At 40.5% G+C, this 12815-nt stretch carries 14 protein-coding genes; all 14 read left to right on the forward strand.

The features are described 5' to 3' along the window. Positions 1-18 precede the first annotated feature (18 nt). Entirely contained in the window at positions 19-612 is a 594-nt protein-coding gene (ruvA, locus tag QOW94_RS02735) for a Holliday junction branch migration protein RuvA (protein WP_283678620.1), read from the forward strand. 11 nt (positions 613-623) lie between these two features. Further along, positions 624-1646 carry a Holliday junction branch migration DNA helicase RuvB gene (gene ruvB, locus QOW94_RS02740; RefSeq protein ID WP_283678621.1) on the forward strand — a complete coding sequence of 341 codons (1023 nt, stop codon included), beginning with the start codon at positions 624-626 and terminating at the stop codon, positions 1644-1646. A 6-nt stretch (positions 1647-1652) separates the two neighbouring features. Next, positions 1653-2693, forward strand: coding sequence for a tRNA preQ1(34) S-adenosylmethionine ribosyltransferase-isomerase QueA (gene queA, locus QOW94_RS02745; protein ID WP_283678622.1), 1041 nt, complete (start codon positions 1653-1655; stop codon positions 2691-2693). A 16-nt stretch (positions 2694-2709) separates the two neighbouring features. Further along, positions 2710-3852 (forward strand): tRNA guanosine(34) transglycosylase Tgt, encoded by a 1143-nt coding sequence (gene tgt / locus QOW94_RS02750; protein ID WP_283678623.1) that lies wholly within the window; start codon positions 2710-2712, stop codon positions 3850-3852. 90 nt (positions 3853-3942) lie between these two features. Next, positions 3943-4353 carry a preprotein translocase subunit YajC gene (yajC, locus tag QOW94_RS02755; protein WP_502867230.1) on the forward strand — a complete coding sequence of 137 codons (411 nt, stop codon included), beginning with the start codon at positions 3943-3945 and terminating at the stop codon, positions 4351-4353. Positions 4354-4463: 110 nt separating this feature from the next. Then, the gene (dinB, locus tag QOW94_RS02760) at positions 4464-5546 is read left to right on the forward strand and encodes a DNA polymerase IV (RefSeq protein WP_283678625.1); all 1083 of its coding nucleotides are present in this window, start codon (positions 4464-4466) and stop codon (positions 5544-5546) included. A 70-nt stretch (positions 5547-5616) separates the two neighbouring features. Then, the gene (locus QOW94_RS02765) at positions 5617-6564 is read left to right on the forward strand and encodes a DHH family phosphoesterase (RefSeq protein WP_283678626.1); all 948 of its coding nucleotides are present in this window, start codon (positions 5617-5619) and stop codon (positions 6562-6564) included. An 8-nt stretch (positions 6565-6572) separates the two neighbouring features. Then, on the forward strand, positions 6573-7931 hold the full coding sequence (locus QOW94_RS02770) for a DEAD/DEAH box helicase (protein ID WP_283678627.1): 1359 nt from the start codon (positions 6573-6575) through the stop codon (positions 7929-7931). 277 nt (positions 7932-8208) lie between these two features. Further along, on the forward strand, positions 8209-10851 hold the full coding sequence (gene alaS / locus QOW94_RS02775; protein WP_283678628.1) for an alanine--tRNA ligase: 2643 nt from the start codon (positions 8209-8211) through the stop codon (positions 10849-10851). Between the two features lie 92 nt (positions 10852-10943). Next, complete coding sequence (locus tag QOW94_RS02780) at positions 10944-11222, forward strand: IreB family regulatory phosphoprotein (RefSeq protein ID WP_283678629.1); 279 nt, start codon at positions 10944-10946, stop codon at positions 11220-11222. Beyond that, entirely contained in the window at positions 11223-11657 is a 435-nt protein-coding gene (gene ruvX, locus QOW94_RS02785) for a Holliday junction resolvase RuvX (RefSeq protein ID WP_283678631.1), read from the forward strand. A gap of 15 nt (positions 11658-11672) precedes the next feature. Further along, a complete protein-coding gene (locus QOW94_RS02790; RefSeq protein WP_283678632.1) occupies positions 11673-11984 on the forward strand; it encodes a DUF1292 domain-containing protein in 312 nt (103 codons plus the stop codon). 85 nt (positions 11985-12069) lie between these two features. Then, positions 12070-12336, forward strand: a complete 267-nt coding sequence (locus QOW94_RS02795; protein WP_283678633.1) for a cell division protein ZapA — start codon at positions 12070-12072, stop codon at positions 12334-12336. Then, the gene (locus QOW94_RS02800) at positions 12333-12812 is read left to right on the forward strand and encodes a CvpA family protein (RefSeq protein ID WP_283678634.1); all 480 of its coding nucleotides are present in this window, start codon (positions 12333-12335) and stop codon (positions 12810-12812) included. Before QOW94_RS02795 ends, QOW94_RS02800 begins: the two co-directional genes overlap by 4 nt. The last annotated feature ends 3 nt before the right edge of the window (positions 12813-12815 follow it).

A 12815-nucleotide genomic window follows, 5' to 3' on the forward strand; every position in this document is an offset into this window, starting at 1 on the left:
TAGTTAAGAGGTCAGTTTATGTACGAGTTTATTCAGGGGACAATCATTGATGTCACACCAACCCATGTAGTGATTCAATCTGGTGGGGTTGGTTATTTGATTTACTCACCAAACCCATACCGCTATCAAATCGGGGATGAAAATGTCAGGATTTATGTTTATCAATCAGTTAGTGAAAATGCGATTCTTCTTTATGGTTTTTATGACCAAGAGGATAAGCAATTGTTTGTTAAACTCATCGCCGTTTCTGGCATTGGTCCCAAAAGCGCGCTGGCAATCTTAGCTGGGGAGGATAAGTCCGGATTAGTTTCGGCTATCAACAATGAAGATGTTAAATTCTTGACTAAGTTTCCTGGTGTCGGTAACAAGACGGCAAAGCAGATTATCCTTGATCTGAAGGGCAAACTAGATGATATTGATGCAGGAGTTGAAAGCGCACCAGTTTCAACACCAGTAGTTGAAAATCAAGCATTGAATGACGCAGTGATGGCTCTATCTGCCTTAGGATACAGCGATAAACAGGTTGCGAGTGTGAAGAAGGACTTAGCCGATCGCGAGGAAATGAGTACGGACGAGTATCTAAGCCTAGCTTTAAAACTATTAGTTAAGTAAGGAGGACACCGATGAGTGATTCAGAGGATGATCGCATTGTTTCCGCTGATGTTGCTGGAGATGATGAGGATAAAATTGAAGTTAGTTTACGACCAAAACTTCTTGAACAATACATTGGTCAAACTGACATCAAAAATGAGCTGAATGTTTACATCCAGGCCGCAAAACAACGGGAAGAGTCATTAGATCACGTTCTACTGTACGGGCCACCTGGGCTTGGTAAAACAACGCTCGCAATGGTAATTGCCAATGAAATGGAAGTTCACATCCGAACAACTAGTGGGCCCGCAATTGATAAACCGGGAGACCTACTGTCAATTCTGAATGAGCTACAACCTGGTGACGTATTGTTTATCGATGAAATTCATCGGCTGCCTAAGGTAGTTGAAGAAATGTTGTATTCGGCGATGGAAGATTTCTTTGTGGACATTGTTGTCGGCCAGGGAACGGGCTCTCACCCTGTTCATTTCCCATTGCCACCATTTACTCTGGTTGGGGCAACAACTCAAGCAGGTGGCCTGTCAGCCCCATTGAGGGACCGGTTTGGAATCGTCGAACACATGAATTATTATCGGACTGAAGACCTTGAACAAATCGTCAAACGAACGGCCACTATTTTTAACGTTGAAATAACTGAAGATGCAGCGCATGAGATTGCCTTAAGATCACGAGGAACCCCAAGAATTGCCAATCGGTTACTTAAACGGATTAGAGATTTTGCCCAGGTTTCTGATAAGAATCGGGTTGATTTAGATATCGTGCGCTATGCTTTAAAGCTATTAAAAGTGGATGGTCTTGGTCTTGATGATACTGATATTAAGTTACTCAAGACGATGATCGACTATTATAACGGTGGGCCTGTCGGAATTGGTACCCTCGCCGCCAATATTGGTGAGGAAACTGATACGATTGCTGAAATGTATGAACCTTACTTAATGCAGATTGGTCTTATCAAACGAACTGCCCGGGGCAGAATGGTTACCGACCGCGGATATAAGCACCTAAATATTCCAATTCCTGATAGAAAGAAGTGACTTAGTTTGACTAAGAAATACACGCTTGAAGATTTTGACTATGAATTACCCCATGAGTTGATTGCCCAAACCCCAATTAAGGATCGTGATACTTCACGGTTGTTAGTCTTGAACCACGAAACTGGTGAAACGGAAGATCGTCATTTTTACGATGTTATCGATTATCTTAACCCAGGGGATGCCCTTGTTATGAATGATTCAAAGGTTATGCCGGCACGAATCTATGGGGTTAAAGAAGACACTGGTGGCCACGAAGAAGTTTTGTTACTCCACAATATCGAGGGTGACAAATGGGAGACCTTGATGAAGCCTGCTAAGCGGGCAAAGGTTGGTTCAGTTGTTTCCTTTGGCGATGGTCAGTTGAAAGCAGTCGTCACCAAAGAGCTTGAACATGGTGGCCGGGAAATTGAATTTAAATATGACGGTATTTTCATTGAAATTTTGGAGCGATTAGGTGAAACACCACTACCACCTTATATTAAGGAAAAATTAGACGATCCAGATCGCTACCAAACGGTTTATGCGAAGGAAATGGGCTCAGCAGCCGCCCCAACTGCTGGTTTGCACTGGACCAAGGAACTTCTGAAGAAGGTTGAAGATAAGGGAGTTAAGCTTGTTTACTTAACTCTCCACGTGGGTCTTGGAACGTTCCGTCCGGTTGATGAGAAAAATATCGAAGATCATAAAATGCACAGCGAATTTTACCGGTTAAGTGATGAGGCAGCAGCCACATTGAACGATGTTCGGAAGAATGGTGGCAAAATCGTGGCCACTGGAACGACTTCGATTAGAACCCTTGAGACTGTTGGTAGTAAGTTTGATGGTGAAATCAAACCGGATTCGGGCTGGACCGATATCTTTATTAAGCCGGGTTATGATTGGAAAGTGGTTGATTCATTCATTACAAACTTCCACTTACCAAAATCAACTCTGGTGATGTTGGTTGCATCTTTCACTGGACGTGATAATATTTTGAATGCTTACCAACACGCAATCGATGAAAAATATCGATTCTTTAGTTTTGGGGATGCCATGTACATTTACTAATTAGGAGGACACCTCTATGGAACCAGCGATAACTTATCGCTTGATCAAAAAGGAAAAGCACACAGGTGCGAGATTGGGAGAAATTACAACGCCCCACGGGACGTTTAGGACACCAATCTTTATGCCGGTAGGAACGCAAGCCACGGTTAAGACTCTTTCGCCTGAAGAATTAGACGATATGGGGGCAACTATTGTTCTTGCTAATACCTATCACCTTTGGGTTCGCCCTGGTGAGGATATTGTCGAGGAGGCTGGTGGCCTGCATAAGTTCATGAATTGGGATAAGGGTATCTTAACGGACTCTGGTGGGTTCCAAGTGTTTTCCCTAGCCAAAAATCGGGATATTACTGAACAGGGAGTTACGTTTAAGAACGAAATCAATGGTTCGAAAATGTTTCTTTCCCCCGAAAAAGCAATGGCAATCGAAAATGCCCTCGGTCCTGACATCATGATGAGTTTGGATGAATGCCCGCCTTATTTTGAAACGTATGATTATGTGAAAAAATCGGTTGAACGAACGTCTCGGTGGGCTGAGCGGGGTCTAAAGGCACATAAGAATCCAGATTGGCAAGCTCTGTTTGGAATTGTTCAAGGGGCTGGGTTTGAAGATTTACGAAAGCAGTCAGCAGAAGACCTGGTGAGCCTTGATTTTCCAGGGTATTCAATCGGTGGCCTTTCGGTTGGAGAGTCTAAATCTGAAATGAATCGCATTTTAGAGTATACAACTCCGTTATTACCTGAAAACAAGCCTCGTTATTTAATGGGGGTTGGGGTAACAGATTCCCTTATTGATGGCGTTATCCGGGGAGTTGATATGTTTGATTGTGTCCTTCCTACTCGGATTGCTAGAAATGGGACGGCAATGACATCTCATGGTCGATTGGTAGTTAAAAACGCGGTCTATGCTCGTGATTTTACTCCAATGGATGATAATTGTGATTGTTATGCATGTCGGAATTATACAAGGGCGTACATCCGTCACCTAGTGAAAACTAACGAAACGTTTGGCTATCGTTTAGTTTCGATTCATAATCTTCATTACTTGATTCATTTGATGAAAAGAGTGCAACAAGCCATTATTGATGACAACCTTCTCGATTTAAGGGCTGAGGTTTTTGAACAATATGGTTATAATAAAGACAACGCCAAAAAATTTTAGTATGGACGTTATCTGTAATATTTGGTAAGGTTAATAATATTAATAAGTGGGGTGAATAATTTGCAAGGTGGTTCATATACTTCAATTCTAATGATTGTTGTTTTGTTTGCTGTGATGTACTTTTTGATGATCCGGCCACAAAAGAAGCAACAACAAAAGCGTCGTGAGGAATTATCAAAACTTCAAAAAGGTGACCAAGTAATTACAATTGGTCGTCTTCACGGAGTTGTTGATGAAATCGATGAAACTGAAAAGACTGTTACTCTTGATTGTGACGGGATTTACTTGGTATTCGATTTATCCGCAATCGCAACTGTTAAGCAAAAGGCCGTTGCTGCACCAGCAACAGCGACTGCAGCTGAAACAACTGATCAAACAGATGCAAAGGAACAACCGGCTGAAGAGCCAGCAGCTTCTGAAGAAGCAAAGCCAGCTGAAAAGGCTGATGAAGTCCCAACGGACGATGCATCTACTGAATCAAAGGACACTGACGAAAAGTAATTTTTAGTTAGGGTGGGCTTCTTGAAATCAGAAATGATTTTAAGGAGTTTTTTTGTTGCCTTCTTTCAATCTGAACATATGTTTGGTAAAATTAATTTGAGTTGATAACAATGAAAACAAGAAAAATAATTCATGTTGATATGGACGCGTTCTATGCCTCAATCGAAGAGTTGCTTGATCCTAGCCTTAAGAATAAACCATTAGTTGTGGCTAAGGATCCGCGGAAAACTGGTGGCAGAGGGGTAGTTTCGACGGCTAACTATAACGCCAGAAAATATGGGATTCATTCAGCGATGAGTTCTATGAAGGCACTCGAGCTATGCCCCGAAGCAGTCTTTAGGTTCTCTGGATTTGATTTTTACCGGAAGTACTCAGCTATTATTCATGAAGTGTTTAATGAATATACCGATAAAGTGGAGTCATATGCTCTCGATGAGGCTTATTTAGACGTGACTGATAATAAACTTCATATTGAGAACCCAATCGATGTTGGTCGTCAGATTCAAGCCAAAATCCTTGATCGGACCAAATTAACCAGTTCTGTTGGAGTTTCGTACAATAAATTTTTGGCTAAAGAAGCATCTGACTACGCTAAGCCTTTTGGAATCACAGTGATCGATCAGAAGGACGCCATTTACTTTTTAAAGGAATTACCAATTGAAAAATTTCGGGGCGTTGGGAAGAAAACTGTTCCAAAGATGCACGAGCTTAAAATTTTAAATGGAGCAGACTTACTCGAGTGGTCACAAATGGATTTGATTAAACATTTTGGTAAGTTTGGATATGTTTTGTATCAACGCGCGAGGGGAATAGATGACCGACCAGTAGAGTTTAATCGAGAACGAAAATCAATTGGTAAGGAAAGAACCTATGGACCAGAGTTGACTACCGAAGATGAGGTAAGAACAGCGCTTCAAAAGATTGCGGAAATGGTTGAAAAAACCGTTGAAAGTAAGAAGAAACACGGCAAAACCTTAGTGCTAAAGGTGAGGTACACTGATTTTACAACGTATACCAAACGAGTCAGTTTTGATAAATATATTGATAATTCAAGTGATGAATACTACTTGTTGGCATCTCAGATTTTAGAGGATTTGCCTGACTTTTCCGCAGGGGTAAGGCTTTTAGGAATTACAATAACCAACTTGGCCGATTTGACTTTCGAAAATCTTGATCTGGAACTATACCATTGATTTCCATTTTCTATTTGGGGCGGTTTAGGTTATACTGAAGTGTTCGATAAAGAAATGGTGAGGTAATTTTATGACCATAAAAAATGATATTTTAGCTGAAATCAAAAAATACCAAACAATAATAATTCATAGACACAAGCGGCCGGATCCTGATGCGATTGGCTCTCAAATGGGTCTAGCAAATATTTTACGGGCTAGTTTTCCAGATAAAAAAGTGCTAACAGTTGGAAAACAATTTGATAGTTTTGCTTGGCTTGGCACAGTTGATCAAGTCAATGATGACCAGTACGATGATGCACTAGTAATTGTTGTTGATACTGCAAATCAGCCTCGAGTTGACGATGATCGTTATAACAAGGGCAAAGCGATGGTTAAAATTGACCATCATCCAAATGATGATGCATTTGGTGATATTCAATGGGTTGAAGATCAAGCTTCAAGTACTTCTGAGTTGATTTTTGATTTTTATGAGGCAAATCAGGATGAGCTGACTATGCCTGATGAAGCAGCCAGATTGTTGTATGCGGGAATTGTTGGTGATACTGGCCGGTTCATGTATCCAGCAACGTCTGCTCATACCTTTTATGTTGCTTCAAAGCTGGCAGAGTATGATTTTTCACCTAGTGATGTAAACCAAAAAGAGGATGAAATCGATGTTCCTCTTGCTAGATTATCTGCTTACGTTTACTCTAGCTTGAATGTTTTAGACAGTGGTGCGGCTTACTTGGTATTGACTGATGAAGTTTTGAAACCATTCAATCTCGGTGACGAAAGTACTTCTGCCATCGTGCCATTACCCGGCAAAATCAAGGATGTAATGTCATGGGCTATCTTTGTCCAACAAAAAGACGGTGGATTTAGAATTAGATTAAGAAGTAAGGGACCTGCTATCAATGAGCTTGCTAAGCAATACGGTGGTGGCGGTCATGAATTAGCCAGTGGAGCTGTAATCGAAAATGAAGACGAGATCAAAGGATTCATGGAAAAGTTAGATAAACTGGTTAAAGAATACAAATAGGAGTTTTTATGAGTAAATTTTCAGATTTGAAGTTAAAGGACTTTTTGGTTGAGTCCGTCAATGAACTAGGGTTCAAAGAACCAACCAAAGTCCAAGAAAAGCTGATTCCATTAATTATTGATGGCCGGGACGTTGTTGGTCAATCAGCTACAGGTAGTGGTAAGACTCATGCATTCTTACTACCAATTTTTAACAAACTAGATCCAAGTAAAAACAAGGTGCAAGCGGTAATTACAACTCCGAGTCGGGAGTTAGCATATCAAATTATCGAGAATGCTAAGCAAATTGTTAAACATATGGATAACCCAATTACAATTGGAAACTATGTTGGTGGGACTGATAAGAAGCGGCAGGTTGAAAAACTTAAGCGTGAACAACCTCAGCTTGTCATCGGGACCCCAGGCCGAATTTGGGATTTAATTTCTTCGAACGATTTGGATGTTCATGAAGCTGACCAACTAGTGATTGACGAAGCTGATATGACACTTGACCTTGGGTTCTTAGATATTGTTGATAAGATTGCTGCTAGTTTTGGTAAAAAAGTTCAAATGATGGTCTTTTCAGCCACTATTCCCCAAAAGGTCAATGTGTTCCTGAAAAAGTACATGCAAAACCCAGTTATCGAAGAAATTCCAGTTTCTACGATTATTAGTCCAACGATTGATAATTGGCTGATTTCTACTAAGGGTAAGGACAAAAACCAGTTGATTTATGATTTATTGACGATTGGTGAACCTTATTTAGTTTTGATCTTTGCCAATACCAAGGTTAGAGTTGAAGAAATCCATGAATTCCTTCAAGCTCAAGGGCTAAAGGTTGCGATGATTCATGGTGGGATTCAACCCCGAGAACGAAAGCAATTAATGAGACGAATCAAGAAGCTTGAATTCCAATTCGTCGTTGCAACTGACTTAGCTGCTCGGGGAATTGATATTGACGGCGTTTCCCATGTCATTAATGATGATATTCCAACTGATTTAGATTTCTTTATTCACCGGGTTGGCCGGACGGGTCGGAAGGGCTTGCCTGGAACTTCAATTACCTTGTACGTGCCTGGTGAAGAAAAAATGATTGCTGAACTTGAAGAAATGGGGATTAAATTCAAGCCTAAGGCAGTTAAAAATCATGAGGTTGTCGACACCTATGATCGGAATAGACGTCAGACTCACAAAAAGAAGCATGACAAACTTGATTCAACCATGATTGGAATGATCAAGAAAAAGAAGAAGAATGTTAAACCGGGCTACAAACGCCGAATTAAAATGAATCTTGAGCGTAAAGACGAAATGGATCGCCGTATCAAGAAACGAGAAGAGCAACGTTCAAAGCGTAAGCAAAGAAAGCAAAGTTCTAATCGTTATAAATAAAAGCGTTGTTGACAGGGTTTAACCCGAAAAGTATACTAATTATTGACTGGAAAACATGTAGTCAGAATGCTAATTTTAAGAGACGTCTTGGTGCTGAGAAAGGCGAGTTAGGTCTGACTATGCTATTTCCTACGTAAAGTCGAGCGCAAACCCCACGTTATGGGGATTAAGAGTGGTTAACGATTAAGCATCGTTGCAAAAGAAGTGGTACCGCGTCGAGAGGCGTCTTCCTTATTTTGCAATGGTGCTTTTTATTTTGAGAAGAGGAGCTATTGATATGAAGGAACTAAGTAGTGGCCAAATTAGACAAATGTATTTGGATTTCTTTAAAGAAAAGGGGCACGCTGTTGAGCCAAGTGCGTCATTGATTCCAGTGGATGATCCAACTTTGTTGTGGATCAACTCAGGGGTTGCAACAATGAAGAAGTACTTTGATGGTTCAGTTGTTCCAAAGAATCCAAGAATGACGAGTTCCCAAAAAAGTATTCGAACAAATGATATTGAAAACGTTGGTAAAACACCAAGACACCACACGTTGTTTGAAATGTTAGGTAACTTTTCAGTTGGTGATTACTTCAAAAAAGAAGCTATTGCGTGGGCATTTGAACTATTAACGTCCGATAAATGGTTTGGTTGGGATCAAGACAAACTATACATGACTGTTTATCCAAAGGACCAGGATGCTAAAAAATACTGGGAAGAAGTAGGGGTTGCTCCGGACCACATTATTGAGATTGAAGATAATTTCTGGGATATTGGTCAAGGTCCTTCGGGTCCTGATTCAGAAATTTTCTATGATCGTGGTAAGGAATTTGACAATCTCGATGACGACGATCCTGAGAACTACCCTGGTGGTGAAAATGATCGCTGGCTCGAAGTTTGGAACATTGTTTTCTCACAATTCAATCACACACCTGAAGATACTTACGAACCACTTCCTAGGAAGAATATTGATACGGGAATGGGATTAGAACGAGTTGTATCTATTTTCCAACATGCTCGGACTAATTTTGAAACTGACCTATTTATGCCAATGATTCGTAAAACTGAAGAATTTAGTGATGGCAAAGAATATGGTACTGATAAAAAACTTGACCAAAGTTTCAGAGTGATTGCCGATCATTCACGGGCAATTACAGTGGCCATTGGTGATGGAGCAATTCCGTCAAACGAAGGTCGCGGGTACGTTATCAGGCGGTTGATCAGACGTGCTATTGTTAATGGTCAGAAATTAGGAATCAATGAATCATTCCTCTACAAACTAGTTCCAGTTGTTGGCGAAACCTTGAAGTCATATTATCCAGAAGTTCTGGATCAAAGTGACTACATCGAAAAAGTCGTTCGTTCTGAGGAAGATCGCTTCAATGAAACTTTAGCGGGCGGTTTGAAATTGCTTAACGAAGTGATTGAAGATGCTCAAAAAAATAACAAGAAGGAAATTGATGGTGCAACTGCATTTAAGCTGTATGATACCTACGGTTTCCCACTGGAATTAACCCAAGAACAAACTGTTGAATACGGTCTATCAGTTGATAAATCCGGTTTTGATGCTGAAATGCAAAAACAAAAGGATCGGGCTAGAAACGCAAGAAGTGATGCCAAATCAATGGGCGTTCAGCGAGATCTTTTAATTGAAATCAAGGATGATAGTGAGTATGTCGGGTATGACACTCTAGACGTTGAGGATGCTCAAGTAGTTGATATCATTGAAAATGAGCAACTAGTTGATAAGACCAAAACGGATACTGCAGAGTTGATTTTTGATAAGACACCTTTTTATGCAGAAATGGGTGGCCAAGTTGCTGATCTTGGTAACATTTACAATCAAAAAGGTGATAAGGTTGCTGAAGTTGTTGATGTTCAGCATGCACCTAACGGTCAAAACTTGCACACTGTTAAGGTAATTGAACCCATCGTGAAGGATGACAAATACCGGTTGGTAGTTGATGAAGCCTTTCACAGCAAGGTTGAAAAAAACCATACTGCAACTCATTTGCTCGACCAGTCATTAAGAAATGTTCTTGGAGGTCACACCCAGCAAGCTGGTTCTCTGGTTGAACCAGACTATCTTCGGTTTGATTTTAATCATTTTGGTCAGGTCACTAGCGAAGATCTTCAAAAAGTTGAGGATATGGTTAATGAGCAGATTTTTAAAGAAATCGACGTTAAGACTACCGTTACTGATCCTAAAACTGGTAAGAAAATGGGGGCCATTGCCTTATTTAGTGAAAAGTATGGTGATAAGGTTCGGGTCGTTAGTGTTGGTGATTTCTCAATTGAATTCTGTGGTGGAACTCACGTTAAGAACACTAATGAAATTGGATTATTCAAAATCGTTTCTGAGTCAGGGGTAGGAGCTGGTGTTCGCCGGATTGAAGCCGTTACATCGAAAGAAGCATTTGACTTGTTAAATGGCGAAGAAAAGAGTTTGAAGCAAGTCGCATCACAGCTTAAAGTAACTCAGCTTAAGGAAGTAAATCACCGAGTAGAAGGACTTCAAGCTGAAATCAAGGAACTACAACAGAAGCAAGCTTCCCTTGAAGCTAAACTCGCTAGCCAACAGGCGGAAGATGTCTTTTCAGACAAAAAACAAGTTGGTGATTATTCTATTATTACCGGGATTATCAAAGACTCAGGAATGGATCAATTAAGACAGCTAACCGATAGCTGGCGTGACAAGCAATTGTCGGATGTTCTTGTCCTTGGTACTGGTAAGGGCGATAAAGCTAACTTAATTGTTGCTGTTGCTGATGATAAGGTTAAGGACGGAGTTTCAGCTTCTGATTTAATCAAGGCTATTTCAGGTAATATCAAAGGAGGGGGTGGTGGTCGACCAAATATGGCCCAAGCCGGCGGTAAAGACGCCTCTGGGTTAGACAAGGCTATGACGGCTGCCGTTGATTGGTTGCAGGAAAAGTAACAAGTTTATTAAAAACGAGTTCTATGATTGTGATTTTTACACTTATCAAGTACAATTGATTCAAATGACTTTTTGCCATCGAGGTGGATGATATGAGTTCTTTAGACAAGACGATGTTCTTTGATTTTAGTGACGATAAGAAGAAGGATGTCCACGATACTCTTCTGACAGTGTACAGAGCACTTGAAGAAAAAGGGTATAACCCTTACAACCAAATAGTAGGTTATTTGATTTCGGGGGATCCAGCTTACATTCCACGTAATCTGGATGCTAGGAATCTGATTCGTCGCCATGAGCGTGATGAAATAATTGAAGAGCTAGTTAAGTTTTACCTGGACAATCAGTCGAAAGGTGCAGGGGAAAATAACTAGATGAAATTAATGGGTTTAGACGTTGGTTCAAAGACCGTGGGGGTTGCTGTGAGCGACGCTTTCGGTTGGACTTCTCAAGGAGTCGAAATTATTCGGATTGATGAGGAAAACGGAGAGTTTGGCCTCGACAGAGTTGCCGAACTTGTTTCGGAACTGGGAATCGGTGGTTTCGTCTTAGGGTTACCTAAGAACATGAACAATACGCTTGGCGATCGAGCTGTAGCTTCTCAAGAATATGGCAAAAAGCTTGAAAAGAAGTTTGGATTACCAATTGATTTTGAAGATGAACGGTTGACTACGGTGGAAGCATCTAGAATGCTAACCGAAGAAGCTGACATCTCAAGAAGAAAACGAAAGAAAGTTATTGATAAACTTGCGGCAAGCCTAATTTTACAAAATTATCTTGACCGGAAGGGCGATTTAACTAAGAAATAGTGAGGATTTTATAATATGGCAGATGAACCAATTCAACAACAAATTACAATTGTGAACGATAAGGGTGAAGAAACATTGTACGACGTTCTTTTCACTTTCAAATCAGAAGATTTCGATCGTTCGTACATCTTGGTTTACCCAACTGGTAAGTCTGAGGACGAAGAGGTTGATATCGAAGCCTACGCATTGGAAAACGGAGATGACCCTTCGGATCCACGTGGTGGCGAATTACAACCAATTGAAACTGACGAAGAATGGGACATGATTGAATCCGTTCTTAATACGTTCTTACACGGTGATGACGATTCAGAAGACGCCGATAAATAAAAATAGTTGTCGAACAATTGGATTGAGTGCAAAGCGGATGTTTTGTCTCAGTCCTTTTTACTTGATGTAGGGAGTGAATCGAATCGTGAGTGACAATGAAAAGCGGAGATTTAAGACGACGATTGATGGAGTGGATTATACCTTCATCGGTAATAATACAGATGAACATATGCAAGCAGTTGCCGACCTGTTAAATGAACAGATGGAGCAGATCAAAGATCAACTGCCCGATTCTAGTAAGGAAGATAGGGCTATTTTGGCTGCTTTTAATGCAATTTCTAATCAATTAAAACTTAAGGAACAAGCAAGTAAGGAACCCGGTTCAGTATTGCCTAAGGAGAATGAGCGATGATTCTCGATTTAATAATTGTGGTTATATTTGTAGCTGCAATCATTTCCGGGTACCGCAGGGGATTTGTGGTTGAGGTGCTGAATTTCATTGGTTTTATCGCAGCCCTTGTAATCGCTAATATGTACACAAGTCAGGTAACCAGTTGGGTACTTTCAACCTTCAATTTGGAAAGTCAAAGAGTGGTTCACTGGCTAGTCTTTTTGATTCTTTATGTATTGGTTTGGCGAATCGTTTTGTTATTAAAACGGGTGTTGAGGCCAATCACTAGAATCATTGGCTTAAAGCAGCTTAATGCATTAGCCGGAGCAGCAATTAAGTTTGTCATTAGTTACGTGCTCGTTTTAATTGGGTTGCACATTGTTTTACTGTTCCCAAGTTCTGGCCTGCATGATCAGTATCAGAATTCAACTGTTGCTCATTATATGATTTCTGAAACGCCAAAAATAGTGAATAACCCTAACCACTCAGAAATTTGAAGA

This window comes from Lentilactobacillus sp. Marseille-Q4993 (genome assembly GCF_951230165.1).
GTDB lineage: Bacteria > Bacillota > Bacilli > Lactobacillales > Lactobacillaceae > Lentilactobacillus.